The sequence below is a fragment of the Gulosibacter chungangensis genome, from assembly GCF_008831155.1.
GTDB lineage: Bacteria > Actinomycetota > Actinomycetes > Actinomycetales > Microbacteriaceae > Gulosibacter > Gulosibacter chungangensis.
On the sequence record NZ_WBKB01000003.1, the window covers coordinates 55,256 to 81,427 of the forward strand.

Here is a 26,172-nt window from a genome sequence, read left to right on the forward strand (position 1 = left end):
TACTGCGAGTCTCAAGGAAACTAAGCGGATGCGTGGGCTACGGCTGGGTCGGATCCGGCGGCGGTGGGGTCAGGATCGGTAACGGCCGCCGTGGAGGGCTTTGCTGCTCGCGACATGACCACGGCGGAAGCGATCGCAGCAATACCGAGCACGATGATTGCTGTTGTGAGCATCGTGCCAAAGCCACCGGTTGCCTCGATGATCTGTCCGGCGACAAATGGTCCGACAGCGAGACCGCCACCGATCATGAGGTTCGTGGAGTTCATCACCTGGGTGCCGCCGACGCGGGAGACGGTCGAGAGCAGGAAGGGCAGCAGCCAGGACCAAGCCAGCTTGAAGATGAACACCGCAACCACGAACCGGATCAGTCCCGGTCCGCCAAAGAGGAGGAGCATCGCGACACCCATGAGGACATAGCCACCCATGATGAAGAGGTTAGCGCGTGGGGATTCACCGACGATGGTCGCGATCAGCGCGATAATGGCACCGGCGGCAGTTGCGACACCCAGCATGGTGGCAGCGACGCCAATTTCAGTACCGCCGGCGGCACCAATTTCCACCATGAACGTCCAGGCACCGCCGAGCGCGAAGTAGAAGCCGAATACGGCCAGCAGCGCGGCAACCAGAGCAACGATATCTGTGCGGCGCGAAGTAACACTGTTCGCAGTGGTCGATGCTTCCGCCGGTGCCTTTTTGAGTTCGTAGCCCTTGAGGCAGAAAGTCGCGGGCAGGCACAACGCTGCCAGTACCGCCAAGGTGAGGTATACGGCGGCGACACTGCGACCGGCGAAGAGCACGGGGAAGAGCAACAGAATGGCTGCGCCCATGCCGAGCTGTGCGAAGAGGAATACACCGTACGAGCGGGAGGGGTTTGTTGTCTTCGCAGTGATCGACAGGATGATTACCGTGATCGATCCCGCAGCCAGGGCGGTGATGGCACGGAGTCCAAGCAGCGTTTCAAAATTTGGTGCGAGCGCTGAGAGGACATTGCCGACGATAACCACCGCGATGCACCCGACCGAAACCCAACGGATGTTCGTTCGGCGCAGCCATAGATAGGCCGGAATGGTCGCGAGACTGAAACACCCGAGTTCCACAGATGCGATGAGCCCCACACTGCCAGCACTGAGGTTGTAGTCCGCAGCGAGCATCGTGGCAATCACCGGCGCAACGAGGAGTACAGAGTAGAGGACGGCGGAAAAGGCGCCGATAAAAATATTCGCCTTTGCCGAGGCGGATATGGATAGCGTTTCAGGCACGGCTTGAACTCCTTCGTTGTCATTGCCGGATGCGCCTTCCCAAGCGACTCAGTGCGGTCTCAGTCATTGAGAGTGGTCAGCTGATCGCGCAGGGTTGTCATTGCGAAGGCGCGTCGCCCGATTTCAAGGCCGATCGTCGATTGGTTTTATTGCCGGGGCACAAAAAGCGTCACACCAATCGAGTCGGCTAACAATCAAATTTGGTGCGAATCGCTACTTGGTGCGCTTCGTGGCAATGCAAGTGCGCCCACCGTCAAATCAACTCCAATAAAAATAATCGCAGATAAACAAGTATTTTCTCCATGTGTAGAGATGCCTCGGGGTGGTTTTTGATCTCGGTTCGGGATGACAGCGCATACTGGTGGGCACCGGCCACGGCTGCATCAAACGAGAGTGCATGGGCCACGACTGAATAACCACCGGACTCGTCTCGCAGGAAAGGCTGACTCATGAATCTGAAACGTCTCGACCCCAGTGGCTGGCAGCGCGTGCTTGTCGTCGTCGCGCACCCTGACGACGCTGAATACGGGCTCTCTTCGGCGGTGAACTCATGGACGCAACGCGGCATTGAAGTGTCGTATCTCCTTCTCACCAGTGGCGAGGCCGGGATGAAGCGGTCACCGGAAGAGGTCGGTCCGCTCCGTGCGCAGGAACAGCGAAACGCCTGCCGAACGGTTGGGGTAAGTGATCTGACAATCCTTGACCACCCCGATGGCAACCTTGTTTATGGGCTCGACCTTCGTCGCGATATTGCCCGGAAGGTCAGGGAATTTCGGCCGGATGTCGTGATCGGTGGAAACTATGAGGTCGAGGCCGGTTGGGGCCTCGACCAGGCCGACCATCGTGCGGCCGGGCTCGCCACACTCGACGGCGCAAGGGACGCGGGGAATCGCTGGATCTATCGTGATCAGATCGAGCAAGACGGCTTGGAGCCCTGGTCGGTGAGCCTGCTGCTTGTCTCGCATCCGAGCGAACCCACGCACTTTGCTGAAGTGGCTGAGGCAGATGAAGCTGCGGCAGTCGCATCCCTCGAGTGCCACCGCGAGTATCTTGCCGACCTGCCTTGGCATCCGGCGCCGGAGGAATTTATTCCGCCGATGCTGCACGGGATGGGGGAGCGCGCTGGCGTGGGCCGGGCGATGCTGTTTCGGGCTTATGACCTCGCGGGCGTGTTGTCGGATGAGCCAGCAGAGGAGGATGCAGAGGAAGAGGCAGCGGAATAAACCGGACGGCGCGGGGTTGGGTTACCGTGAAGGCACGCTGAAGAAAGGCCCGAATTCTCATGACCGCACTGGACTCCGACGCATTTCACATCGCAACCCACACCATCGGGTCGGGTGACGAGCGGGCGGTGTTTTTTCATGGGCTCATGGGGCGAGGGAAGAATTTCTCCACCGGGGCAAAGGGGCTAAGCGAGTCCCACACGAGTCTCATGGTCGATCTGCCGAATCATGGCGAATCCGATTGGACTGAGCGGTTCGACTATGCCGAGCAGGCAGATTTGCTCGCCAACAAGATCGCCGGTGAATTTGCAGCGGATGCGCCGGTCAACCTGATCGGGCATTCTCTGGGCGGCAAGATGGCCATGACGCTGGCGACCCGTCATCCCGACTTGATTTCGCGGCTCGTCGTGGTCGACATGGGGCCTGGCCCGAGCCCGGCACCGGACCGAAGCAAAGGCACCGACTTCACCCATCTGCTCAGCAGCTTGCAGGCCCTCGACCTCGCGGCCGTGCAGACCCGCGGCGATGCGAACGAGATGCTCGCCGAAGCGATACCCAGCCGGACGGTGCGTGGATTCTTGCTGCAGAACCTCAAACGCGAGAATGGCGCTTTCCGCTGGGAACCGAACATTGATCTACTGCTCGCCTCACTCGAAACCATCGGGGCCCAGCCGGAATACGGTGAGGGCCAGTTCGAGGGGCCGGTGCTGTGGATGGGCGGGGCGCGGTCAGACTATGTGCGAGACGAGCAGCTACCGCTGATGAAGCGACTATTTCCGAGGACAAACCGCATTACGGTCAAGGATGCAGGCCACTGGGTGCACTCAGAACAGCCAGCCGTATTCCTCGACGTGCTCAAGACCTTCCTCGCGCAGCCGAAATAGCGCGGATGGGCGAGCGGCACGCTGTTCAGGCCCAACGTTAGGCGGCGGTAAAGAAGAACCGGACCAGGTGGAAGAACACGGGCGCCGCAAAGCAAAGCGAGTCGATCCGGTCCATGATGCCGCCGTGGCCGGGGATCAATGCGCCGAAGTCCTTCACTCCGCGATCGCGCTTTATCGCGCTCATCACGAGGCCCCCAGCGAATCCGAGCAGGCAAGACACAAATGCCAAAACCGCGGCCTGCCACCACTCGAAAGACGTGATCCACCACAGCCCCGCACCGAGCGCGGTTGAAGTGAGGATGCCGCCGATGAAGCCCTCCACGGTTTTATTCGGGCTCACCTTCGGCGCGATCTTGTGCCGCCCGAGGGTTTTGCCCCAGATGTACTGGAACACGTCACTTCCCTGCACGACGATCAGCAGGAACATCAGCAGGTTCGCCCCGGCAGGGCCGCCGGACCCGATCGCGGAGCCATCCGCCGCGACCTTCCCGAACTCTAGCGCGACCGGTAGTTGCAGAATCGCGGGCGCATAGCTCACGCAGTACACGCACACCATCAGCGCCCACTGCGTCGTCGCGGTTCTTCGCAAGAACCCCTTCGTCTCACCAGCAATCGCGGTGCGCGCGGGCAAAAACAAGAAGGCGTAGACGGGGATGAACACCGCAAAGAAGCCGTACCAGTGCTGCCAAATCGCGAAGTATTGGATTGGCAAGATGATCCAGAACATCCACACGAGCGCGCTGTGGTCGCGCTGGGTGGTTCGCGAAATCGTGATGAATTCCCGCAATGCGAGAAAAGACAGCGCGAAGAAGAACAGAATCGTGACGGTCTCGCCGCAGGCCAGCACCACAAAGAGCATCAGCACCATGGCCCACCAGGCACCGACACGCAGTTTCAGATTCGAAATGAGACTCTCGTGCCGCTCGGCACGCAAGGTGAGCGAGAGAATCCAGGTCACGAGCGTCGCGACAATGAGCACGGCGGCAACCCCGGCGAAGAGCCGGAGGCCTGTCTCGTCGAGGAGTCCAAATCGCCAATCGGACATTAGGCTTCCTCCGCCTCCTTCACCACGGTGCTGATTGCCGCTCGAGCGCGCTCGAGGAACTCCGCACGGCTTTCGCCTTCGGAAATTCGAATCGGGTCGAGAAAAGTCGCGGTCACCAAATGCGGCACCGGCACCACCGCCCCTTTCGGGAGCATCCGCCCCAAATTCGACAGCGCCACGGGCACCACCGCCACCTCCGGCCGCTCCTGCGCGAGCCGATAGAGCCCGGAATGGAACCGTGCCACCTCGCTGCCGTCACCACGGGTGCCCTCAGGAAAAATCAGCAGCGAATCGCCCGCATCGAGGATCGCGAGCATATCGCCGAGCTGATCTTGCGGTCGACTGCTCGAGCGTGCATCCTCGCCGGAACCTCGGCCGCGGTCGACGAGATAGGCATTCAGGATATTGCTTGCCAGCCACCGCTTCAGTCCGGATCCCCAATAATCACCGGCGGCAATCGGGCGCAGCCGGTCGCGGATGCGGTGGGGCACGACCGACCAGATCGTCACGAAATCGAGGTGGCTGGTGTGATTCGCGTAGAGGATCATCTGCGGGGGTAAATCGAGGACGCTGCGCTTCGCGGGCTCGTCACTGATTCCGACAACAGCACGGGCGCCGGTAATGAGTCGTGCGAGGCCCGCAAGTAACTCACGGATGAGCCGGGTCACGAGGTTGTCTCCCTATTTGAACCGGTCACCCCGTTCGCCCCGGGCAGGCCATCCGCACCAGGCAGGCCGTTCGCCCCGGGCACGTCGTTTGCGTCAGGCTTGGCGGTGTCCTGGCGCAGTCGCAGCGCCACCGTGATCTTCCGCAGCCGCACGATCACCGTGATCAGCGCGCCGACACTGATCACAGCCAATGCGATAGTAATCACCGTGCCGCGGGGGAGCGCCAGCGCCGGCTCGGCCATCGCGATGAGACTGGCGGCCGTCAGTATCCACATCCGCGGCGGTTTCGCCATTGGCCCGCCGAAGAAATTTCCCACTCCATTCGCGGCACCGAGCGTCCGCACGTACGCGGTCAGTACCGCGAGCACCGCAGCCAGCCAACCGAGCGTGATGCCCCAGTCGATCCCACCGAACCGCCAAATCCCAATCGCGGCAATTCCGGCGCCCACGAGGAGCAGCACATCCGCGATCCGATCCGGCAGCTCATTGAAGAGGTCGCCGGTAGCCGATTGCATCCCTTTTTCGACCGCAAGCATCCCGTCGAGCATGTTGCACAGCAGTCGCATCGGAATGCACACCGCGGCGATCAGCAGCAGCCACCAGCGTGCTCCGGCAAGGGAGAACCAGGGCGAGAACTGGTCTGGACCTGTGGGGCCATCCGTGATCGCCTGGGCGGTCAGACTAGTTGGGAAAGCGATCCCGCTCAGCGCGAGGGCCACCGCGCCGACGAGCGCGAAGAGCACCGAAATGACCGAAATACTATTCGGTGTGAGCTTCGCCGCGTAGAGCGCATCCGCAGACCGCTTCGCCCAGCCAGTGGATCGCTGCGGGATATTGCGCCGAGTGAGACCCTGTGCCTGTGCCTGACCGGCTGGTTGATCCCGACTCGGCTCGGCAATCGGGCCTGGCTCGGAGCTGTGGCCTGCAGAATTCTCATCGGACATATCCGGGAGTCTATGAGGACCGGGCATTCTGAGGCGTCCACCTAGCCGCTCATCTACGCTTACACCCCATGAAGCATGCGAGGAAGAACGCTCAACTAAAGGCCGCACGAACTGGGGCAGCGCGCGACCGAGTGATCTCCGCTGTCTGGGGCGCGGCAGAAGCAACCTGCTTTTTTATAGTGCCGGATGTGTGGATCACCAGAACAGCGCTGAAATCACCCAGGGCCGGTGTGGCAGCAGCCTTTAGCGCACTGGCCGGTGCGCTTGCTGGTGGCATCGCCACCTACGTCTGGGGTCGGAAGACCGGGCGGGCGGATTCCAAACGCCTGCTTCGCAAGCTCCCGGCAATCTCCGGTCAGATGATCGAAAATGCCGAAGCCGAACTGTCACGGGTGGGTAATCGGGGGATGCTGTGGGGCCCACTTCGCGGGGTTCCCTACAAGATCTACGCGCGGGCCTCGGGGTTACAGAAACGGTCGTTTATGGGATTCCTCGCCTGGTCGGTTCCGGCGCGCATTCCACGATTCTTGCTCGTGGTGCTCGGCACGAGAGGACTGCTGGCAGGTGCGCGGAAGCTACTGCCGAAGGGGAAGACCGAGCAACTTGCGCCGATCATCCACCCCGGATTCTGGATCCTCTTTTACAGCTGGTATCTCCGCGTGGTTGGACGGGAATAGCTTGCCTCGGCTCGGGTGAAGAGCCCAGGCCGCGACCCCGCAGCGCGCGAACGCAGCCTGCCGAGAGTTGCACCTGAAACAATGGCGGTGTGAGCGTCTTCCTGGATCTTTTGCTGGTTCTGCTATTTGTGCTGATCGGTGGGATTTTTGCGGCGACGGAGATGGCACTGGTCTCACTGCGCGAATCGCAGATTCGCAAGTTCGAGCGCGGCGGCAAGTCCGCCCGCACGGTTGCGCGTCTGGCGAAGGACTCCGGGCGCTTTCTCTCCGCGGTGCAGATAGGCGTCACCTTCGCCGGCTTTCTGTCTTCGGCCTTTGGTGCATCCACCATCGCCCCACAGCTCACCCCTGTGCTGGCCGACTGGGGTCTGTCTGAGAGCGCCGCGAACGGGGTCGCCCTGGTCGCGATCACGCTGCTGATTTCGTATTTGAGCTTGGTGCTCGGGGAACTCGTGCCCAAGCGTATTGCGATGCAGAAGGCCGCCGGTGTGAGCCTCGCAGTTGCGCCTTCGCTCAATATTTTCGCCAAGCTCATGACGCCGTTGATTTGGGTGGTGAACTCCTCCTCGAATCTCTTATTGCAACTGTTCGGCTTCGACCCAAACGCCCGTAATGAAGAACTCTCGGATGAGGAAGTGCGCGATATCGTCACCTCGCACGAGGGATTCGCCGATGAGCAACGGAAACTCGTGGCGGATGTCTTCGACGCCAATGAAATGCTGGTGGTCGAGGTGATGCGACATCGCAGTGACATCGTCGCGTTCGAATCCACAAACACGGTCACCGAGGTGGCTGAGGGCGTCGTCAACCAGCCCTATTCTCGCTATCCGGTGTTTGAAACGGATATCGATAACATCATCGGCTTTGTGCACGTCCGCGATATTTTGCAGCATGCGGCTTCGGGGCACGGTGACAATTTGGTCGCTTCGGTGCTTCGGAAGATCGCGTATTTTCCGGCGAGTGTGCGGGTGCCGGATGCGATGCGGCAACTTCGCGCGACCAGCACCCACATCGCGGTGGTCGTGGATGAATACGGCGGCACTGACGGCATCGTCACCCTCGAGGATCTCCTGGAGGAGCTCGTCGGTGAGATTTGGGATGAGTACGACGTTGCCGAACAGCGCAAGAATCTGCGTCTGCACGAGAGCCGTTCCTTCCCCGGCTCCATCAACCTCGAAGACTTCGCCGACGCCACCGGGATTCACCTCAGCGAGGGTCCCTATGAGACTGTCGCCGGGTGGATGCTCGCCCAGCTCGGCCGTATCGCTCGCCCCGGCGATGTGGTGGTGATTCACCCGGATCAGACTGAGGACGGGGAGGACGACCTCAGCCTTAACGGGATTCGCTATCAACTCGAGGTCGCGCAACTGCAAGGCAACCGCATCACCGCGGTGCAGCTGCGGAAAACCGCACCGGCGCAGAACGGCAACACCGTCGAGAACCACTAGCTGGAGGTATTCGCAGCGAGGCCCGCACCTAATATCGGTGCGGGCCTCGCTGCGGGTAGAGCCGTGGGTAACGACCGTGGGTGAAACTCCGGCCTAGAGGTCTTGCGCGATGAGGTCTTCCAGCGACTTCGTGGACAGCAGATACGGCGGTACCTCGAGGACGGTGAATGCGCCGGTCTTGCCCTCCGCCTTGAGGCGTGCCGCAGCGCGACCGTAGGCAACGAGCACGGCTGCGGTGAAGTCCGGATTCGACTCGAGGTCGAGGGCGAATTCCACGGTGCTCTTGGTCTTGCCGAGCGTGCCCGAGGTAATCACTCGGCCACCGTGCGGCAGGCCCTGGTGATCCCGCAGGAACTCTTCTTCCGAAATGAAGTGCACCTCGGTCTGGTAGCCCACGAAGTAGTCGGGCATGTTCACGATGGTGTCGGTGATGCGGTCATGATCCGCCTCGTCGGCGACGATCCAGCACTGGCGCAGGTGCGCATCCTTACCGTCGATGTCCGCACCGTTACCGGCCTTTGCCGCTGCGATCGCATCCTCGCGGGGGATCGTGTACTGCACGCCATACTTGACGCCCTCCACCCCGCGGATGGCGTTCGAGTGACCCTGCGAGAGGCCGCGGCCCCAGAAAGTGTTCTGCTGCGGTTCGGGGAAGACAGCTGCGCCGAGGACGCGGTTGAGCGAGAACAGGCCTGGGTCCCAGCCGGTGGCGATGATCGCGACATTACCCGCTTCGCCAGCTACCGCATTCATCGTCGCGTAGTGGTGGGGGAGCTGTTTGTGGTTGTCGTAGGTGTCAACCGTGGTGAAGTGCTTTGCGAAGTCCGGTGCCTGCTCGGGGATGTCGGTGGCGCTGCCGAGGCAGAGGTAGAGCACGTCGATCTGGTCGGCATAGTCGTTAATCGAGTCGACCGGGTAGACCGGAGTATCGGTGTCGAGTTCGCTGCGTCGCGAGAAGATACCGAACAGCTCGAGATCGGGCTGGGCCTTGATGAGCGTTTCGGCGCTGCGACCGAGGTTGCCGTAGCCGACGATTGCGGTAGTGATTGTCATTGAGTCGAGACCACCTCTAGCTAGTGAATGATGCGACCAGCAAGGCTACCAGCAGTTGTCGTCTGGCCACCAGTAGTAGCGTTAGGGTTTTTGCTGCGACTTTGCTGAGCCCGCGTCATCCTGTGATTCCGCCGCCTTGTCCTTACCATGCCCAAAGGGGAGCCAGTGCAGGATGAGCACGATTACGGATCCGATCACGAAACCTACGACCATCGAGCACAGCGTCTCCACCAGCCAGGCAAGGAAGGCGCCGACCCCGGCAAACGCGGCAACCGGTGCGGCCAGGGAATGGATGAGCTCGTAGGGCAGGTGCCAGCCGAGGGAATCGGCGCCGACCACGATCAGGTGGCCACCGACCCAGAGCATCGCGAATGTGCCGACGAAGGAAATCACGTCCATGACGTGCGGCATTGCGTTGACGAGCCCTTGCCCGAACCGCTTGGCGAACTGCGAGTCGCGCTGCATCAAGCCCAGGCCCACATCGTCAAGTTTCACCAAGAGTGCGACCGCTCCGTAGACCAGCGCGGTGATGCCAATCGCGACCACGATGAGGATGATCACCCGGTTGATGAAGGGCTCATTGATGACCTCATTGAGGGAGATCACCATGATCTCCGCGCTCAGGATGAGGTCGGTGCGGATCGCGCCGCCGGTAATCTGCTTCTCATCCTTGGCGCTGCGCTTGGCGACCGGGGTCTCCTTCTCGGCGTGATGGCCGCGCAGCTTTTCCCACACTTTTTCCGCACCCTCGAAACAGAGGAAGGCACCACCGAGCATCAGGATGGGCTGCAACAGCCAGGGGATGAACGCACTCAGTAGCAGTGCAACCGGCAGAATGATGCAGAGCTTATTGATGATCGAACCGCGCGCGATCTTCCAGATGATTGGCAGCTCGCGGGAGGGGTGGAGGCCATCCACATACTGCGGGGTTACCGCGGCATCGTCGATCACGACGCCCGCGGCCTTGCTCGATGCCTTCGCGGCTGCGGCCGCGACATCGTCAATGGATGCGGCTGCCGCACGCGCGAGTGCGGCAATGTCGTCGAGGAGGGCGACGAGTCCACCGGCCATATAAGTGGTCCTTTCCAGAGATCGGACCAAGAATAGTGGCAATTGGTGACGGCTTTGGTCGGTAGTGGTTTGCACAGTGGAATTGCCGCAGTCCGAAAGCGCGGTTCAGATTCACGCCAGAAATCGGTGCCAGGATGGTCGCATGGCAAACATCACGCAAAATGGTAATCCAGTAACGACTTCCGGTGAACTTCCCGCCGTTGGCAGTATCGCCCCGAATTTCACGACGGTCGACAACTCCCTGGGCGAGGTCAACCTCGAGTCATTCCGCGGCAAGCGCGTCGTGCTGAATATCTTCCCGTCGATTGACACCGGCGTCTGCGCCAACTCGGTGCGACGTTTCAACGAACTTGCTGCTGGGCTGGAGAACACCGTTGTGGTGGGCATTTCCAAGGACCTTCCCTTCGCACTGGGCCGATTCTGCGGCGCTGAGGGCATCGAGAACGTCGTGACGACCTCGGCGTTCCGCTCTTCCTTCGGCGATGACTACGGCGTGATTCAAGAAAACGGCGCCCTTACAGGGCTGCTCGCACGCGCAATCGTCGTGCTCGATGAGGCGGGCAAGGTGCTCTACACCGAGCAGGTGCCCGAGATCGGGCAGGAGCCGGACTACGACGCGGCGCTGGCCGCACTGAACGCGTAGCTGCTACCCAGGTGGTCTGAAGCGTGCGGGCTTAGCTTGAGGCCATGTCAAACCACACGTATCAAATCACTGAAGTAGTCGGATCTTCACCCGAGGGAACCGACGAAGCCATCCGCAACGGTCTGGCTCGGGTAGCGCAAACTGTACGCAATTTGGCGTGGTTCGAAGTGGTCTCCACTCGTGGCGTCGTTGACGAACAGGGCACGGTAGAACACTTCCAAGTCACCTTGCGCGTTGGGTTCCGAGTCGAGGACGCGGACTAACCCGACGATGATGCCAGACCGCACCACAATTATTAACGATGGTTCAGGCCGGGCGAATTCACTTCGCCCGGCCTGAATGTCTTGGGAGACATACCTCCAGCGAGGTTCAGAGCTCCAAGAACTCCTTCCACGCGGGCAACTCGTAGCGCGCCTGTAGAGCACCCAGTTCATAGGACTCGCGAAGTTTGCGGACATCCCGCTCGGAGTTCGAGACACCCATGTTTTCCGGAAGAAACAGGTATGCCTCGCCGCGGCGCTCGAGCTCGAAGAGCTCGGCCCGAGTCTGGTTGTAGCGATGGTGACGATGCATGATGCCGTTGACCACCGCGGGATACTTTCGAAAGATGCGCCGATAGAGCTGGTTCATTGACTGCGGCGGCTTTACGTAGTCTCGACCCCTGGTCATGACGACGAAAAACTTGCGGTAACCGGCTGCACGCGCCGCATCGAGGGCGAAGCCACCGGTCGGGCCCAGTGCTCCGTCCACATAGGTCTTACCTCCGAGCGTCACCGGCGGCATGACTACGGGCAGCGAAGAGGATGCGCGCACTCGCACCATCAGATCGTGGAGTTCGGCCACGTCCTCGCGTCCCCAGTACTGCATCTTGCCGGTTTCCATTTCGAAGGCGCCCACCGCGAACTGGGTTGGGTTTGACTGATAGGTGTCCCAGTCGTAGGGGAGGGCGGCATTCGCGAGCCCCGCTTCCTCGTAGATATAGGGCGCGTTGAACAGCCCTTTACCCGCCATCCAGGTGCGCATATTCCCGAAGTTCGGGTCGGCCGCGAACTCCACGAAGGAGCGATAGGAACGCTGCTTGTCTCGCGAAAGATAATTCGCAGTATTGCTCGCACCGGCGGAGATTCCACCCACCCAGTCAAAGCTGATTCCCTGATCGAGCAGCAGCGACACGACCGCCGAGGTGTAGCTCGCACGCATCCCGCCACCCTCGAAAATGAGCGCGGTATCGGTGACATGGGCGGTGGGGTTAGTGCTGTTACTGTCTCGGGTGGTCACGAAGCCATTGTCGCAGGTGAGCATTGTCGCAAGCGAGTCAAACTCCTTGTAGAAATTCCCCGGCCAAGGAGTATCTTCATACCCATGACTGTCGGCGAACACATCCATGCGCTCGTGGCTGAGTGCCGGGACCGACTGTTGGCAGCTGAAATCCCCACCGAGGCAGTCGGGGCCTATGAGTCATCCCGACGGCGCTTCCTCTTCACTCGGGCAGAGCGGATCGTGCCGTTGACCCGCGCCTGGCGCCTCGGCATCCTGCTGATCGATGAGGAAGGTCAGCTGCGTTCGGCCGGCGCAACCCTGCGTGCGCACCAACCGCCACCCATCCTCGGCTACGCTTCAGAATCCGCCCGCCATCGGGACGAATTACGACACGCGGCCATTCGCGGTGGCTTCGCCGAAGGTGAGACAGTCCACTACGACACCTACATAATTGACTGCGAAGTTGTACGTGCCGAAACTGGCCCTATTTCGTTACGCGATGGACGACCAGTTGTGAGGTGGCATCTCAATACCTCGCTGACCAGCGCAATTCCGCTGGAACAGTACCTCGAAGACCGTCTGGAACTGCTCATCCACCCGCCGCTCGGGGCAACTTAAGCAACACCTAGCGGATTGGGTAATGCGAATCCACGCGAATCGTGCCACCATATATGGCCGTGCCTACTTCGACTGATGTGATTGCTCGCCAGGTTGCGCACCTCATGCGCGCTGGCGAAGAGCCCCGATGGATGCAGCCTGCCCGCTGTATTGAGTCAGAAGTCGACCTTGAAGACGATCGATTTGAAAACGACGAGGAGCCGGAAACGGAAAACCTCGACGCGCAATCGCGCATTGCACTGACCAAACTTGACCCGCAAGACAAAGAATTCGAGCGGATCGTGCAGGAACAGCTCGACGGTGGTTCCTACCTCGGCTGCACCGGCTGCATGGCGGCCGGGCTTCGCAAGGCCCTCGACGTGCCAACCAGCGAAATCCTCGTGACGAACCAGCGACTGCTGGTTGTTGACGTGAACGGCGTAGACAAGATCGAACCCGAATGGTCCGCCGAACGTGGCGATATTGTGCGCATCTGGAAGCGCTCACGGTTCCTCGAGCCGGGCCGTGTGGTGATCGCCTTTAAAGACCACTCGGTTCTCGCACTGCACGTCGGCCTCATTGGCGGCAAGTCTGCTTTCCGGCTCGTCGAGGCACTCGACACCGTGTAGCCGCTTGGCTGCAAGCCTGGGCCGTGTGAGCGGTCCAACCCCAATATTCCTCGAGCAGGTGGAGCAATACGGTGACCGCAGCATCTGAACAGACCCCGGTTCTTTCTCGCGCAGACCGGCTCGACCGGCTGAAGCCCAATAGGCAGCATATGAAGCTGCTGTGGGGTTCGGGCGTGGGGTGGGCGCTGGATGCGATGGATGTGGGGCTCATCTCCTTCGTCATCGCCGCGCTGACTTCGCAACAGTTTGCCACTGCCACCGAGGCCGGATGGATTGTTTCGGTCGGTTTTGTCGGCATGGCAATCGGCGCCTCGCTCGGTGGATTGGTTGCCGATAAGATCGGTCGCCGCCAGGTCTTCGCGCTAACACTGCTCATCTACGGCCTTGCAACCGGTGCCTCGGCACTGTCCGGGACAGTTGCCGTGCTGATTGTCTTCCGCTTCGTGGTCGGCCTCGGACTCGGCGCGGAACTGCCGGTCGCATCCACCCTCGTGAGTGAGTTTGCGCCGCGAAAGATTCGCGGACGGATGGTCGTGTGGCTCGAAGCGTTCTGGGCCGTTGGCTGGATCTGCGCCGCGCTGATCGGAACCTTCGTGGTGCCGGTGAGCGAGGCAGGCTGGCGGTGGGCCCTCGTCATCGGTGCGGTGCCCGCGATTTATGCGCTCGTGATCCGCATGGGTCTGCCAGAATCGGTGCGTTTCCTCGAGTCGAAGGGGAAAGTGGATGAAGCCGAGGCGGTGGTGCGACGCTTCGAGGCTGCCGGGACGGTGGATCTCACGGTCAAGCCGCAGCCCAAAGCCCAGCACTCCGCGGATGCGCCGTCGATTTGGTCTGCACCAATGCACAAGCGCACCATCGGCCTGTGGATCGTCTGGTTCTGCATCAATCTCAGCTACTACGGTGCGTTTACTTGGATTCCGAGCCTCCTGGTCGAAGCTGGCTTCCCGCTCGTGAAATCCTTCCAATTCACGCTCATCATCACCTTGGCGCAGCTTCCCGGCTATGCGGTGGCTGCCTGGTTGATTGAGGTCTGGGGTCGACGGGGGACGCTGGCTGCATTCCTCGCCGGATCGGCAGGAGCCGCGGCGCTCTACGGATACTCGGGCATCGCGGGTGCGGAATGGCTGATTATTGTCGCCGGCTGCCTGCTGTCCTTCTTCAATCTCGGGGCCTGGGGTGCTCTGTATGCCATCGGCCCGGAGCTGTACCCCACCAATATTCGTGGCACGGGTGCCGGAGCGGCAGCGGGCTTTGGTCGCATCGCCTCGATCATCGCGCCCCTGCTTGTGCCGATGCTGCTGGTCGCCGGTGGCGGCACCACGGTGCTCGTCTTCACCGTCTTTGCGATCGCCTTCGCTATTGCCGCCGGGGCCGCGTTCCTGCTGCCAGAGCAAAAGGGCAAGGCGCTCGCAGACTAAACTGGCGAGGACTCGCTCTCGGTGTGCCAAATATCCAGCCGCGAATGCTGAGTCATGAGCACGGAGCGTGATGATGATTGAACGATTGCCCTCGGAGACCTTTCATAGACAGCAAGCGGAAGCCCTAGCGAGCCCTGCTACCGCGCCAACCACCTCGCGTCGCGCGTTCATCCGTAATACCGCACTCGTGGGTGGCGGCACCGCTGCGGCACTGCTGCTGAGCGCCTGCACCGGCGATGGGGAGTCCGCCGAAACCGCGAGCGAACCGAGTGAACCGATCAATTTCCCAGCCGCGGAAGTGCCGGTGGGTGGTGGCGTGGTGCTCACCAAACATGAAGTTGTCGTTACCCAGCCTGAGGCGGGTAACTATCTCGCCTTCAGTGCGATCTGCACGCACAAGGGCTGTGTGCTCACGAGCGTTGAGGAACGCGGCGCCTATTGCGGCTGCCATTCGAGCTACTTTGACATCACCACTGGGATGCCCGTGGCCGGCCCCGCGCAGGCCCCGCTGCCGAGTATTCCGGTGACAGTTTCCGCAGACACACTGATCATCGGCTAATTCCGTTGTCGCATGCGCATAGACTCAACGATGTGAGTGCATTGACTTCGACCCAGGTTCTTGCGGAACTCGCGGAGCGCTACGGCATCTCCTCGAACTACCACGACTGGCTCGGCGAATACGTTGAGGTATCGCCCGAGGTGCTGGTCGCGGTGCTTGCCGCCCTCGATGTGGATGCGGCCACCGAGGAAGCTGCCCAGGCGGCCCTTGATGCGGCCGATGAACGCCCCTGGCGGCAGACCCTGCCGCCGACCACCGTCGCACGGACTGGCGCCGCCACCGAGTTCTTCGTACACGTGCCGGCGGGGGAGCCGGTCACGGTCACCATCCACTTGGAGGACGGGGCGGTGCGGGATGCCCGGCAACTCGAGCACCTCGTCGAACCGCGCGTTATCGACGCGGCGCCAGTGGGTGAGGCAAAGTTCCAGTTGCCGGCGGATTTGCCGTTGGGCTGGCACGAAATTCGCGCCGTGGTGGGGAATACCGCGGAGGCAGCCGCCGACGGTGCCGCTGGCAGCGGTCCGGTCGCAACCGCCACGCTCATCGTCACGCCGGATGCGGCGAGCACGCAGTTGGATGCCCGGGCCTGGGGCATCATGGCGCAGCTATATCAGGCGCGTAGCGCCGAGTCCTGGGGCATTGGAGACCTGCGTGATCTGCGCACGATCGGCCAGTGGGGTGCCGAGCACGGCGCCGACTTCGTGCTGGTGAACCCTTTCCACGCGCCCTCGGTGACCACCCCGATTGAGCCCTCGCCCTATCTGCCGACCAGTCGTCGCTTCAGCGACCCGAGCCTGCTGCGTATTGAGGACCTCGCGGAAGTACTGGAACTCCACGAAGCCGAAGCACAGCGGCTGCTTGAACTCGCTTCCTACGGGCAAGCGGCCAACCGGGTGGATGCGATTGACCGGGATGCGAGCTGGCTTGCGAAGCGCGAGGCACTCGGCATCTGCTTCGAGGCCGCACGGCGTGGTGATCACGACCGATGGCGTGCCTTCGGCAACTACTGCGAAATCGAGGGGCAGAGCCTGATTGACTTCGCCACCTGGTGCGCGCTCTGTGAGCAACTCGGTGGTAATTGGCGTGACTGGCCGGAAGCCTTCCAAGATCCGGGGAACGATGCGGTGGATGAGTTCCGCCAGCAGCACGCCGATCGGATCGAGTTCTATTGCTGGGTGCAGTTCTCGCTACAAGAGCAGAAAGAGCGCACCCAGCAGGCTCTCCGTGAGGCCGGGATGCAGATCGGTGTGATGAACGATCTCGCCGTGGGCGTGCATCCATCTGGTGCCGATGCCTGGTCCCTGAACCACTCGCTGGCCCGGGGCGTCTCGGTGGGGGCACCGCCGGACGCCTATAACCAGATGGGGCAGGACTGGTCACAGCCGCCGCTGCGCCCGGATGCGCTCGAGCGGACCGGCTACGCGCCGCTGCGGGACATGTTGCGAAAGGCCTTCGTCGGCGCGGGTGCACTTCGAATCGACCACATTCTGGGGATGTTCCGACAATGGTGGGTCCCCGCGGGGATGCCCGCGTCGCAGGGGACCTTCGTGACCTTCGATCACGAAGCGATGATCGGGGTGCTGCTGCTGGAAGCCGAGCGCGCCGGTGCGCTCGTAATCGGCGAAGACCTCGGCACGGTGTCAAAACTCACCCGCGAAGTGATGGCCGATCGGCACGTATACGGCACGCAGATCATGTGGTTCGAGCGTGAAGACGACGGCACACCGAAACGCCCCGAGCACTATCGACAGGAATGCCTCGCCTCGGTGACCACGCACGATCTGCCGCCGACCGCGGGCTATCTCGAACTCGCCCACGTGGATCTGCGCGAGCGGCTTGGTGTGCTCACCCGTCCCGCTGAGGATGAGCGGGCCGATGAGCGTGCGACTATCGCGGCGTACACCGATATTCTTCGCGAAGAGGGTCTGATCGGTGCGGATGCCCCGACTACCGAAGAACTCGTCCTGGCGCTGCACCGGCACATGGCCCGCAGCAACTCACAGCTCTTTCAAGTCGCCCTCGCTGACCTCGCGGGTGACCGGCGCCCAATCAACCAGCCGGGAACCTATCGGGAGTACCCGAACTGGACGCTGCCACTCACCGGCCCGGATGGGCAGCTCAGGCTCCTGGATGAGGTGTTGGCGGACGAGTTTGCTGGGCAGCTTGCCGAAGCCGCGGTTCGCCCGCAGGCTGAGTAGTAGTTCCTCACGCTAGGCAGGAGACCCGCGGGTGGGTAGTAGACCCGCAATCTGAGCGTTAGAACAGTCCCGGCCACAGGCTGGCTGCCAGCGGATAGCCGAGGAATGACACCAAGTCGAGTAGGAAGTGCGCAATCACCAGCGGTAGCACGCGTGGGCGCCTGCCATCCTTCCGCTTGCGCGTGAAGACATAGGCAAACAGGATGCCCATGACGACATTGCCGAGCGCCATCGGTACGCCCTGGTAGAGGTGATAAGAGCCGCGCACGAGTGCCGACGTGAGGATTACGCCCCAGCGTTGCCAGCCGAGGGTGTGCAATCGGGTGGCGAGATACCCCACGACCACCACCTCTTCGATCAGGGCGGCACGCAGGGCCGCGAGCACCAGCAGCCCCACGGTCCACCAGGCCATGCTCGTGTCGCCCGCCACCACTTGCACGGTGAGCCCCAGAGCGCGGGAGGCGGCATAGAGCGCGAGCCCCGGCAGGCCGATTGCGGCGGCGAGGAGCAGGCCTCCGCCGAGATCCCGAAGCGGGCCGAGGCGACGGCCTGGCTGGCGTGCATCCAACCCGAGGCGGCGAAAGCCGGACTCGTTGCGCGACCACAGCAACCAGATCACCAACGCCACCGGCACCATCGCCGTGCCGAAGCTAATGAGCCGATACAGCACATCGAAGAGCGGAAACTCGGATGCGCTGGGGTTCAGCGTGGAACTCGTCTCACCAATTGGCGTGGGCTGGGCCGCAATTTCGATGAGATTCACAATCGCTGTCAGCGAGGAGGGCAGCAGGGAAAGCCCAAGCACCAGCCAGATTTCCCAGCGCAGCCGCACTCGGGTGAGGTGAATGCGGCGGGAAGGTTTCGTGAATTGCGGGGTGGCCGGAGCCGGAATTGTTGGGGACACGCGCCAATTCTGCCCTAAGCGCGTAGACTGGAGCGTCCGACATTTCTACAAGAAAGTCACTCCGCGTATGACCAACCCCTCGCTCGCCCGTCGCTCCGACCTTCGCAACGTCGCAATTGTTGCGCACGTGGACCACGGCAAGACCACGCTCGTGGACGCCATGCTGAAGCAGACTGGCACCTTCGGCGACCACTCCGCCCACGCCGATGAAGAGCGAGTCATGGACTCGAACGACCTCGAGCGTGAGAAGGGCATCACGATCCTCGCCAAGAACACGGCGATCCGTTACGACGGGGAACACGCGACCGACGGTCCCGTGACGATCAACGTGATCGACACCCCGGGCCACGCCGACTTTGGTGGCGAGGTGGAGCGCGCACTGTCGATGGTGGACGGTGTCGTGCTGCTGGTCGACTCTTCGGAAGGTCCGCTCCCGCAGACCCGCTTCGTGCTGCGCAAGGCGCTCGAAGCGCTGATGCCGGTGGTGCTGCTCGTGAATAAGACCGACCGTCCCGACGCTCGTATTGAGGAAGTCGTGGGGGAGGCGCAGGACCTGCTGCTCGGCCTCGCCGGCGACCTCGCTGACGACGTACCCGATCTCGATATCGATGCGCTCCTCGACCTGCCGGTGCTCTATGCATCCGGTCGTGCGGGAGCCGCCTCCACGAACCAGCCCGAGAATGGCTCCCTCCCGGACAACGACAACCTTGAGCCGCTGTTCAAGGCGATCCTTGACCACATTCCGGCACCGACCTACGACCCCGAGGCACCGCTACAGGCGCACGTGACTAACCTCGACTCGTCACCGTTCCTGGGCCGACTCGCGCTGCTGCGCATCCACAACGGCACGCTCAAAAAGGGTGAGACCGTCGCGTGGGTGCACGATGGAGAAACCACCAACCTGCGCATCACCGAGCTGCTGGAGACCAAGGGCCTCGAGCGCGTGCAGACTGACTCTGCCCGTCCCGGTGACATCGTCGCCATCGCGGGTATCGAAGACATCACGATCGGCGACACGATTGCCGACCCGAACGATGTGCGTCCGCTGCCGACAATCACGATCGACGAGCCGGCGATTTCGATGACCATTGGTCCGAACACCTCGCCGCTGGTCGGCAAGATCAAGGGGCACAAGCTCACCGCCCGGATGGTGAAAGAGCGCCTTGACCGCGAGCTGATCGGTAACGTCTCGCTCCGCGTGAATGACATTGGTCGCCCCGACGCTTGGGAAGTGCAGGGTCGTGGCGAGCTGCAGCTCTCGGTACTGATCGAGAACATGCGTCGCGAAGGTTTCGAGGTCACCGCGGGTAAGCCCCAGGTGGTCACGAAGCTCGTGGACGGCAAGAAGCAGGAACCCTACGAGAACACCACAATTGATGTTCCGGAAGAGTTCCTCGGTGCGATCACCCAGCTGATGGCAGCTCGCAAGGGTCGTCTCAACGGTATGGAAAACCACGGTTCGGGCTGGGTGCGCATGGAATACACCGTGCCCTCGCGCGGCCTCATCGGCTTCCGCAGCGAGTTCATGACGCTCACCCGCGGTACCGGTATCGTCAACTCGCTCTCTGCTGGATACGAGCCCTGGGCCGGGCAGATCACTACTCGCACCAACGGCTCCATCGTGGCCGACCGTGCGGGCAGTGTCACCCCGTTTGCCATGATCGGTCTGCAGGAGCGCATGTCGTTCTTCGTCTCGCCCGGTGATGAGGTGTACGAAGGCATGGTCATTGGTGAGAACACCCGTGCCGACGACATGGATGTGAACGTCACCAAGGAAAAGAAGCTCACCAATATGCGTGCCGCTTCCTCGGATGAATTCGAGAAGCTCACGCCGCCGCGGCAGCTCACGCTCGAAGAGGCCCTCGAATTCGCTCGCGATGACGAGTGCGTGGAAGTGACTCCCGAGATCGTGCGCATCCGCAAGATCGAACTCAACGCGACCATCCGCGGTCGCGAGGCTTCGCGCCGCAAGCGCGAAGGCTAAATCCGCTCTAGGCAAGCACAGCAAAGGAATAGCTTGGGTCGCAGAGTCGAATCCGTCCTCACCTTTCTCGCCTATCTCGTTTTCGGGGTCTTGGCGGGGATGGTGGGGACGTTCGCGCATCGAGGCAGAATCGGACTCTTCGACACCGCCTGGTGGATCGGGCTGCCAATCGCCCTGCTTGCCCTGGGGTGTGTGGCATTCGGGATGCGCTTCTACCTGGAGGAACGGACGCCGGGTCTTGCTTTCGCGATTGGCGTCTGTGCGACCGTAGCGATGTACACCACCGGCGGCGCGGGCGCCTCGGTGGTGATTCCAGCCTCGGCAAATGGTTTTGGCATCAGCGAAATGTGGCTCTACGGCTCGGCAATTATGGTGTTCCTGCCGGTCATCTGGCCGCGAATCCGGCAACCGGAACGAACCTCGACAAATGCTTCGGACCGCGATCTTGCGGCGGTGGAGACCCCGCAATCCGAGCAAACGCATAAACCGGACTAGACTGGAACAAGCGTGTGGGTGGCCGTCGCGCGACCCCCGCAAGAGAGAGATTTTCGATATCTGGGTTTGAGTCAGAGCCTGGGTTTGAGTCAGAGGGAGTTGTTCGATCGTGACGTATGTGATCGCGCTACCTTGCGTTGACGTAAAAGACCGCGCATGTGTGGATGAGTGTCCAGTGGACTGCATTTATGAGGGCGATCGGATGCTCTACATCCACCCCGATGAATGCGTAGACTGCGGCGCTTGCGAACCGGTGTGCCCGGTGGAAGCGATCTATTACGAAGACGACGTTCCCGATGAGTGGAGCGATTATTACCAGGCCAATGTCGATTTCTTCGAGGAAATCGGCTCGCCGGGTGGGGCCGCAAAGGTCGGCCCCTACGACTTCGATCACCCGCTCGTTGCTGCCTTGCCACCGCAGGCCGAAGACTAGGGTTGTATTTATCGGCAATACGCCAGTCGAATTTGTTGTTGCTGTCGTGAACAAGCATCGCGACGGTTTAGGCTAGACGTCGGTGTCGCCATCACGAATGCGCGGCGCAACTGACAAAAGCGTTCCAGGAGGTTCCGTGAGCGAGCAGCTCGACCAAACGAATGACGCGCCACAGGTCGCATCCCTGACCTTCCCCGGCGGCACTGCCGAGTTCCCGATACTCCAGTCAACGGAAGGGCGTGGTTCGATCGACCTCTCCACGTTCACGAAGCAGACTGGCTATACCGGGCTTGACTACGGCTTCGTCAACACCGCTTCGACCCGCTCGGAGATTACCTACATCGACGGCGATGAGGGAATTCTTCGGTACCGGGGTTACCCAATTGAACAACTGGCAGAAAAGTCGACCTTCCTTGAGGTTGCGTACCTGCTGATCAACGGTGAACTGCCGAACGAATCGGAGTACGGACAGTTCACCAACGATATTCGCCGTCACACGCTCCTGCGCGAGGGCCTCAAGCCCCTCTTCCAGGCGCTGCCCGACTCGGCACACCCGATGTCGGTACTCTCCAGCGCTGTCGCGGCGCTGGCCACCTACTATGAGGACAGCCTCGACGTACACGACCCCGAGGCCGTCGAAATCAACACGATTCGACTGCTCGCGAAGCTGCCGGTGCTGGCCGCGTACGCGCACAAGAAGTCCATTGGCCAGGCCTTCATGTACCCGGACAATAGCCTCGGGTTCGTCGACAACTTCCTGATGCTCAACTTCGCCACCTACGCCGAAGAATACGAGCCGAACCCCGTGCTCTCGCGCGCACTCGAGCGTCTGCTCATCCTGCACGCCGATCACGAACAGAACGCCTCGACCTCGACCGTACGTCTGGTTGGCTCGACCGAAGCAAATATCTATGCTTCGGTGTCGGCCGGTATCTCGGCGCTCTACGGCCCGCTGCACGGTGGCGCAAACGAGGCCGTCCTCAACATGCTCTCGGAGATCAAGGAATCCGGTGAGGGCGTGGGCCGCTTCGTGGAGCGCGTGAAGAACAAGGAAGACGGTGTGAAGCTGATGGGCTTCGGTCACCGCGTGTACAAGAGCTACGACCCGCGCGCCAAGCTCGTCAAGGAATCGGCCGACGAGGTGCTCGCCTCGCTCGGCGTGCACGACCCGCTGCTTGAGATCGCTATGGAGCTCGAACAGCACGCTCTCAACGACTCCTACTTCCAGGATCGTCGCCTCTACCCGAACGTGGACTTCTACACGGGCATCATCTACAAGGCGATGGGCTTCCCCACGCGGATGTTCACGCCGCTGTTTGCGATCGGTCGCCTGCCGGGTTGGCTGGCGCAGTGGCGCGAGCAGAACCAGGACTCGAAGTCGAAGATCGGTCGCCCGCAGCAGCTGTACCTCGGTGCCACCGAGCGCGACTACCCCGCAGGCCGCGACTTCAGCAGCCAGGCGGTCGTCGAGTAAGCACTGTGAGTCGGTGCTGTTGCCTAAGCACTGCCACTAAAAAATGCCCGGTCACCTGACCGGGCATTTTTCATGTCCCCGGGATGCGCATCCGGGCTAAAAATCCACCTTCTCCCAACCGCGACGCTCCGGCTGGCGCTTCGCATCCTTGGAGCGGTACACGATATACGGCCGGGTGAGGTAGCCCAGCGGCACCGTAAAGACGTGTACGAGCCGGGTAAAGGGCCAGATCGCAAAGAGCAGAATTGCCGACATTACGTGCACCTGGAAGCCCAGTGGGGCAGACGCCATGAGCCCAATATCCGGCTGGAAGGTCCAGAACTGGCGGAACCACACCGAGACTCCCTCGCGATAGTCATAGTGGCCGATGAGCGAGTCGAAGATGGTTGAGTAGACGCCCGCGAGGATGGTCACCGCGAGCATCAGGTACATCAGCTTGTCCATCTTCGTGGTGGCCCCGAATACGCGGTTATTCGTGCGCCGTCGGTAAATGAGCAGCACCAACCCACCCACGGTGGCGGCCGCCGCTCCGAGCCCGATCGTGACCGCCATCAGGTGATAGACCTCATTGGTGATGCCCACGGCGGCGGTCCATGACTTTGGGATGCCGAGCCCCACCACGTGGCCGAGGAAAACGAAGATGATGCCGTAGTGGAAGAGCGGTGAGCCGATGCGCAGCAGCTTTGATTCGTACATTTGGCTCGACCGCGTGGTCCAACCGAAACCGTCATAGCGATAGCGCCACACGTGCCCGAGGATGAAGCTCACCAGGGCCATATACGGGATGATGACCCACAGGATCAGGGCGAGGGTGTCATTCATGGCTGCAGGCCTTTCACATCATTGAGTGGGATGAATGCCGAAGTCGACCCCGCACCGGTCCCGGCAGTAGTTCCAACGGTGCTTCCAAGCCCGGCGCCGGGCGGGGGAATTCGATAGGGGCTCATATCTGCCGGTGGCATATCGAGGGAGCCGTCATCGCCATAGCCGGCGAGCCCCACGAGCTCCTCCTCGGGCCCCTCGGCGGCGAGCCGCTGCACTTCGGAGATGTCATTGGAATCCAGCGCCGGCAGGGTGACACACAGCGCGGTGAGTGCGCCAGCCCAGCGGGAACCGGTTTCGAGCAGGTGAATGCGCAGCAGTTCAATCCCGGCGCGGTTTTTCAGCAGGATGGCGAGGGCCGCGTGCAGGTCGTGCGCGGCACCGAATTCGAGGACGTAAGAGAGGTGGTCCGGAAGTTCCGCGTCGGAAACTTCGAGCCCCGCGGCTTGGTATGCCTCTTTGATTTCGAGTAGCGCCATCCCGCGCTTGCGGGTATCGCCGTTCATGAAATAGGTGAGGTACAGGCAGCCGCGGCGGCGCGTGTCGAAGGTCTCGACGTACTCGGATCGCACCTGAAACTGATCCTCTTCCGAGAGCGCGCGGATGACCTCGAGCAGCGGCCCCGAGACCGCGACCGGGAGCTCGGAGACGAGGCCGCGCATCCGCTCGAGGCGCTCGTAGAGCGCGTCTTCCGGGTAGCCGATGAGCCAGGATGCGGCGAGCCAGACCGCGCGCACCTCGGGTTCGGTCAGCGGCACCGCCGTGTCCAAACGACCGGAGGCAGCCTGTTCGGCGCGTTCGCGCCATTTCTTGAGGAACTTCAGCGGGACGAGCACGTTAGGCCTCCCTCGGTCGGTTCTCACCGCGGTGGGTTGGGAAGAGCCCCTTGGGCATGCCCACGCCGTCCCAGTTGAGGAGGTTCACCCGGCCCGCCATGCTCGACTTTTTGGAGCCACTACCGGTTTCACGCACCCCGGTTTCGCTCGGCAGATCCCACATATCCCCCATGCCGGGTCCGCCGTCACCATTGAGCGGGCAGTCGGTGTTGATGCCTTCAAGGTTGTGGGCGGTCTCCGAGTGGCCCGCAGGGATGACATAGCGTTCGTTGTACTTCGCGATGGCGAGCAGCCGGTACATTTCCTCCATCGTGTCGGGTTCCATGCCCACCGAGTAGGGAATCATGGGGTCGCCCTCGCCGCCGAGGTTGATATCGCGCATATAGGAGCGCATGGCGGCCATGCGCCGCAGCACGTCGGCGACGATATCCACGTCGCCTGCGGTGAAGAGGTTTGCGAGGTATTCGATGGGGATGCGCAGGTCTTCGATTGCGGCGAAGAGGTTCACCGCGTTCTCGGCGTCATAGCCGGCATCCTTGACCACATCCACCACCGGGGACAGGGGCGGGATGTACCAGACCATCGGCATGGTGCGGTATTCGGGGTGGAGCGGCAGCGCCACCTCGTAGTCCTTGATCAGCTTGTAGATCGGGGATTCTTGGGCGCCGGTGATCCAGTCGTAGGGGATGCCGTTTCGTTCGGCGGCGTTCATTACCTCGGGGTCAAAGGGGTCGAGGATGAGGTCCCGCTGGGCAGCGTAGAGGTCGCGTTCGTTGGGTGTGGATGCGGCCTCGGTCACCCGATCGGCGTCGTAGAGGATGAGCCCGATATAGCGGAGCCTGCCCACGCAGGTTTCGGCGCAGACCGTGGGCTCACCGTTTTCGATGCGGGGATAGCAGAAGGTGCACTTCTCGGCTTTACCGGTGCGGTGATTGAAGTAGATCTTCTTATAGGGGCAGCCGGTGACGCACATGCGCCAGCCGCGGCAGGTGTCCTGATCGACAAGCACGATGCCGTCTTCCTCGCGCTTGTAGATCGCGCCCGAGGGGCAGGATGCGGCGCAGGAGGGGTTGAGGCAGTGCTCGCAGATTCGGGGGAGATAGAACATGTAGGTCTGCTCGAATTCGAGCTTGACCTTGTCTTCGAGGCCTTTGAGCATCGGGTCTTTGTCGGCCACCGCGTAGGTGCCGCCGAGGTCGTCGTCCCAGTTGCCGGACCATTTAATCGACATCCGCTTACCGGTGAGCAGTGAGCGTGGGGGTGCCGTGGGGATGTGCTTTTGCTCGGGTGCGTTGAGGAGGTTCTCGTATTCGTAGCTCCAGGGCTCGTAGTAGTCATCGAGTTCGGGCAGCTTCGGGTTCGAGAAGATCTGTGCGAGCTTCTTCCACTTGCCGCCGGCCTTGAGTTTGAGTCGGCCAGATCGACTCAGTGCCCAGCCGCCCTGCCATTTTTCTTGGTCTTCGTAGCCGCGGGGGTAGCCCTGGCCGGGTCGGGTTTCGACGTTATTGAACCAGACCTGCTCGGTGCCTTTGCGGTTGGTCCACGCCTGCTTGCAGGTGACCGAACACGTGTGACAGCCGATGCACTTGTCTAGGTTCATCACCATTGCCATTTGTGCCATGACGCGCATGATTCTGCTCCTCGACCC

At 61.8% G+C, this 26,172-nt stretch carries 26 protein-coding genes; 15 read left to right on the plus strand and 11 right to left on the minus strand.

Annotated features, from left to right (window positions below):
- Positions 1–20: 20 nt before the first annotated feature.
- Positions 21–1,259: an MFS transporter gene (locus F8O05_RS05850; RefSeq protein WP_158051830.1), complete on the minus strand. Its 1,239-nt coding sequence runs from the start codon at positions 1,257–1,259 to the stop codon at positions 21–23.
- A gap of 449 nt (positions 1,260–1,708) precedes the next feature.
- On the opposite strand from F8O05_RS05850, the gene F8O05_RS05855 reads away from it, so the two are divergent.
- Positions 1,709–2,482: a PIG-L deacetylase family protein gene (locus F8O05_RS05855; RefSeq protein WP_158051831.1), complete on the plus strand. Its 774-nt coding sequence runs from the start codon at positions 1,709–1,711 to the stop codon at positions 2,480–2,482.
- A 59-nt stretch (positions 2,483–2,541) separates the two neighbouring features.
- Entirely contained in the window at positions 2,542–3,366 is an 825-nt protein-coding gene (locus F8O05_RS05860; RefSeq protein ID WP_158051832.1) for an alpha/beta fold hydrolase, read from the plus strand.
- A 37-nt stretch (positions 3,367–3,403) separates the two neighbouring features.
- On the opposite strand, the gene F8O05_RS05865 is transcribed toward F8O05_RS05860, so the two are convergent.
- Genes F8O05_RS05865 through F8O05_RS05875 form a run of 3 tightly spaced genes read right to left on the minus strand, consistent with a single transcriptional unit; the run spans position 3,404 to position 6,023 of the window.
- The gene (locus tag F8O05_RS05865) at positions 3,404–4,411 is read right to left on the minus strand and encodes a phosphatidate cytidylyltransferase (RefSeq protein ID WP_158051833.1); all 1,008 of its coding nucleotides are present in this window, start codon (positions 4,409–4,411) and stop codon (positions 3,404–3,406) included.
- Positions 4,411–5,079, minus strand: a complete 669-nt coding sequence (locus tag F8O05_RS05870) for a lysophospholipid acyltransferase family protein (protein ID WP_158051834.1) — start codon at positions 5,077–5,079, stop codon at positions 4,411–4,413. The genes F8O05_RS05865 and F8O05_RS05870 overlap by 1 nt, the downstream gene beginning before the upstream one ends.
- Positions 5,076–6,023: a CDP-alcohol phosphatidyltransferase family protein gene (locus F8O05_RS05875; protein WP_158051835.1), complete on the minus strand. Its 948-nt coding sequence runs from the start codon at positions 6,021–6,023 to the stop codon at positions 5,076–5,078. Before F8O05_RS05875 ends, F8O05_RS05870 begins: the two co-directional genes overlap by 4 nt.
- A 188-nt stretch (positions 6,024–6,211) precedes the next feature.
- On the opposite strand from F8O05_RS05875, the gene F8O05_RS05880 reads away from it, so the two are divergent.
- Together F8O05_RS05880 and F8O05_RS05885 are read left to right on the plus strand one after the other, a co-directional pair.
- The gene (locus F8O05_RS05880; protein ID WP_158051836.1) at positions 6,212–6,700 is read left to right on the plus strand and encodes a hypothetical protein; all 489 of its coding nucleotides are present in this window, start codon (positions 6,212–6,214) and stop codon (positions 6,698–6,700) included.
- Between the two features lie 89 nt (positions 6,701–6,789).
- Complete coding sequence (locus tag F8O05_RS05885) at positions 6,790–8,148, plus strand: hemolysin family protein (protein ID WP_158051837.1); 1,359 nt, start codon at positions 6,790–6,792, stop codon at positions 8,146–8,148.
- 93 nt (positions 8,149–8,241) lie between these two features.
- Here the strand turns inward: F8O05_RS05885 and F8O05_RS05890 are convergent, their stop codons facing one another.
- Complete coding sequence (locus tag F8O05_RS05890; RefSeq protein ID WP_158051838.1) at positions 8,242–9,201, minus strand: diaminopimelate dehydrogenase; 960 nt, start codon at positions 9,199–9,201, stop codon at positions 8,242–8,244.
- A gap of 81 nt (positions 9,202–9,282) precedes the next feature.
- Positions 9,283–10,272 carry a DUF808 domain-containing protein gene (locus F8O05_RS05895; protein ID WP_158051839.1) on the minus strand — a complete coding sequence of 330 codons (990 nt, stop codon included), beginning with the start codon at positions 10,270–10,272 and terminating at the stop codon, positions 9,283–9,285.
- Between the two features lie 142 nt (positions 10,273–10,414).
- Between F8O05_RS05895 and tpx the strand changes: the two genes are divergently transcribed.
- Complete coding sequence (gene tpx, locus F8O05_RS05900; protein ID WP_158051840.1) at positions 10,415–10,915, plus strand: thiol peroxidase; 501 nt, start codon at positions 10,415–10,417, stop codon at positions 10,913–10,915.
- A 44-nt stretch (positions 10,916–10,959) separates the two neighbouring features.
- Positions 10,960–11,178 (plus strand): dodecin, encoded by a 219-nt coding sequence (locus F8O05_RS05905; RefSeq protein ID WP_158051841.1) that lies wholly within the window; start codon positions 10,960–10,962, stop codon positions 11,176–11,178.
- Between the two features lie 106 nt (positions 11,179–11,284).
- On the opposite strand, the gene F8O05_RS05910 is transcribed toward F8O05_RS05905, so the two are convergent.
- Positions 11,285–12,193, minus strand: coding sequence for a patatin-like phospholipase family protein (locus F8O05_RS05910; protein WP_225735769.1), 909 nt, complete (start codon positions 12,191–12,193; stop codon positions 11,285–11,287).
- A gap of 84 nt (positions 12,194–12,277) precedes the next feature.
- Between F8O05_RS05910 and F8O05_RS05915 the strand changes: the two genes are divergently transcribed.
- The 5 genes from F8O05_RS05915 to malQ all read left to right on the plus strand — a co-directional run bounded on the left by F8O05_RS05915 (position 12,278) and on the right by malQ (position 17,576).
- The gene (locus F8O05_RS05915) at positions 12,278–12,793 is read left to right on the plus strand and encodes a hypothetical protein (RefSeq protein ID WP_158051843.1); all 516 of its coding nucleotides are present in this window, start codon (positions 12,278–12,280) and stop codon (positions 12,791–12,793) included.
- 59 nt (positions 12,794–12,852) lie between these two features.
- Complete coding sequence (locus F8O05_RS05920) at positions 12,853–13,401, plus strand: hypothetical protein (RefSeq protein ID WP_158051844.1); 549 nt, start codon at positions 12,853–12,855, stop codon at positions 13,399–13,401.
- Positions 13,402–13,550: 149 nt separating this feature from the next.
- The gene (locus tag F8O05_RS05925) at positions 13,551–14,819 is read left to right on the plus strand and encodes an MFS transporter (protein ID WP_158052085.1); all 1,269 of its coding nucleotides are present in this window, start codon (positions 13,551–13,553) and stop codon (positions 14,817–14,819) included.
- Between the two features lie 70 nt (positions 14,820–14,889).
- A complete protein-coding gene (locus tag F8O05_RS05930) occupies positions 14,890–15,378 on the plus strand; it encodes a QcrA and Rieske domain-containing protein (RefSeq protein ID WP_158051845.1) in 489 nt (162 codons plus the stop codon).
- A 32-nt stretch (positions 15,379–15,410) separates the two neighbouring features.
- Entirely contained in the window at positions 15,411–17,576 is a 2,166-nt protein-coding gene (gene malQ, locus F8O05_RS05935) for a 4-alpha-glucanotransferase (protein WP_158051846.1), read from the plus strand.
- Between the two features lie 58 nt (positions 17,577–17,634).
- Here malQ and F8O05_RS05940 read toward each other — a convergent pair whose 3' ends face one another.
- Positions 17,635–18,480: a CPBP family intramembrane glutamic endopeptidase gene (locus F8O05_RS05940; RefSeq protein ID WP_225735770.1), complete on the minus strand. Its 846-nt coding sequence runs from the start codon at positions 18,478–18,480 to the stop codon at positions 17,635–17,637.
- Positions 18,481–18,547: 67 nt separating this feature from the next.
- Between F8O05_RS05940 and typA the strand changes: the two genes are divergently transcribed.
- The 4 genes from typA (at position 18,548) to F8O05_RS05960 (ending at position 22,866) form a co-directional block, all read left to right on the plus strand.
- Positions 18,548–20,464, plus strand: coding sequence for a translational GTPase TypA (gene typA, locus F8O05_RS05945; protein ID WP_158051847.1), 1,917 nt, complete (start codon positions 18,548–18,550; stop codon positions 20,462–20,464).
- A 33-nt stretch (positions 20,465–20,497) separates the two neighbouring features.
- The gene (locus F8O05_RS05950) at positions 20,498–20,959 is read left to right on the plus strand and encodes a DUF1129 domain-containing protein (RefSeq protein ID WP_158051848.1); all 462 of its coding nucleotides are present in this window, start codon (positions 20,498–20,500) and stop codon (positions 20,957–20,959) included.
- Positions 20,960–21,068: 109 nt separating this feature from the next.
- Positions 21,069–21,392: a ferredoxin gene (fdxA, locus tag F8O05_RS05955; RefSeq protein WP_158051849.1), complete on the plus strand. Its 324-nt coding sequence runs from the start codon at positions 21,069–21,071 to the stop codon at positions 21,390–21,392.
- Between the two features lie 136 nt (positions 21,393–21,528).
- Positions 21,529–22,866: a citrate synthase gene (locus F8O05_RS05960; RefSeq protein ID WP_225735771.1), complete on the plus strand. Its 1,338-nt coding sequence runs from the start codon at positions 21,529–21,531 to the stop codon at positions 22,864–22,866.
- Positions 22,867–22,962: 96 nt separating this feature from the next.
- Here F8O05_RS05960 and narI read toward each other — a convergent pair whose 3' ends face one another.
- The 3 genes from narI to narH are packed head-to-tail and all read right to left on the minus strand — an operon-like array spanning position 22,963 to position 26,154.
- Positions 22,963–23,688 (minus strand): respiratory nitrate reductase subunit gamma, encoded by a 726-nt coding sequence (gene narI, locus F8O05_RS05965; protein WP_158051850.1) that lies wholly within the window; start codon positions 23,686–23,688, stop codon positions 22,963–22,965.
- Positions 23,685–24,524: a nitrate reductase molybdenum cofactor assembly chaperone gene (gene narJ, locus F8O05_RS05970; RefSeq protein ID WP_225735772.1), complete on the minus strand. Its 840-nt coding sequence runs from the start codon at positions 24,522–24,524 to the stop codon at positions 23,685–23,687. The genes narI and narJ overlap by 4 nt, the downstream gene beginning before the upstream one ends.
- Position 24,525: 1 nt before the next feature.
- The gene (narH, locus tag F8O05_RS05975) at positions 24,526–26,154 is read right to left on the minus strand and encodes a nitrate reductase subunit beta (RefSeq protein WP_158051851.1); all 1,629 of its coding nucleotides are present in this window, start codon (positions 26,152–26,154) and stop codon (positions 24,526–24,528) included.
- Positions 26,155–26,172: the final 18 nt, after the last annotated feature.

Bases quoted from the DNA above. Each gene is read 5' to 3' on its own strand.
- F8O05_RS05855 (WP_158051831.1), top strand. From the start codon at position 1,709: ATGAATCTGAAACGTCTCGACCCCAGTGGCTGGCAGCGCGTGCTTGTC.
- F8O05_RS05860 (WP_158051832.1), top strand. From the start codon at position 2,542: ATGACCGCACTGGACTCCGACGCATTTCACATCGCAACCCACACCATC.
- F8O05_RS05865 (WP_158051833.1), bottom strand. From the start codon at position 4,411: ATGTCCGATTGGCGATTTGGACTCCTCGACGAGACAGGCCTCCGGCTC.
- F8O05_RS05875 (WP_158051835.1), bottom strand. From the start codon at position 6,023: ATGTCCGATGAGAATTCTGCAGGCCACAGCTCCGAGCCAGGCCCGATT.
- F8O05_RS05890 (WP_158051838.1), bottom strand. From the start codon at position 9,201: ATGACAATCACTACCGCAATCGTCGGCTACGGCAACCTCGGTCGCAGC.
- F8O05_RS05895 (WP_158051839.1), bottom strand. From the start codon at position 10,272: ATGGCCGGTGGACTCGTCGCCCTCCTCGACGACATTGCCGCACTCGCG.
- tpx (WP_158051840.1), top strand. From the start codon at position 10,415: ATGGCAAACATCACGCAAAATGGTAATCCAGTAACGACTTCCGGTGAA.
- F8O05_RS05905 (WP_158051841.1), top strand. From the start codon at position 10,960: ATGTCAAACCACACGTATCAAATCACTGAAGTAGTCGGATCTTCACCC.
- F8O05_RS05915 (WP_158051843.1), top strand. From the start codon at position 12,278: ATGACTGTCGGCGAACACATCCATGCGCTCGTGGCTGAGTGCCGGGAC.
- F8O05_RS05925 (WP_158052085.1), top strand. From the start codon at position 13,551: ATGAAGCTGCTGTGGGGTTCGGGCGTGGGGTGGGCGCTGGATGCGATG.
- F8O05_RS05930 (WP_158051845.1), top strand. From the start codon at position 14,890: ATGATGATTGAACGATTGCCCTCGGAGACCTTTCATAGACAGCAAGCG.
- typA (WP_158051847.1), top strand. From the start codon at position 18,548: ATGACCAACCCCTCGCTCGCCCGTCGCTCCGACCTTCGCAACGTCGCA.
- narI (WP_158051850.1), bottom strand. From the start codon at position 23,688: ATGAATGACACCCTCGCCCTGATCCTGTGGGTCATCATCCCGTATATG.
- narH (WP_158051851.1), bottom strand. From the start codon at position 26,154: ATGCGCGTCATGGCACAAATGGCAATGGTGATGAACCTAGACAAGTGC.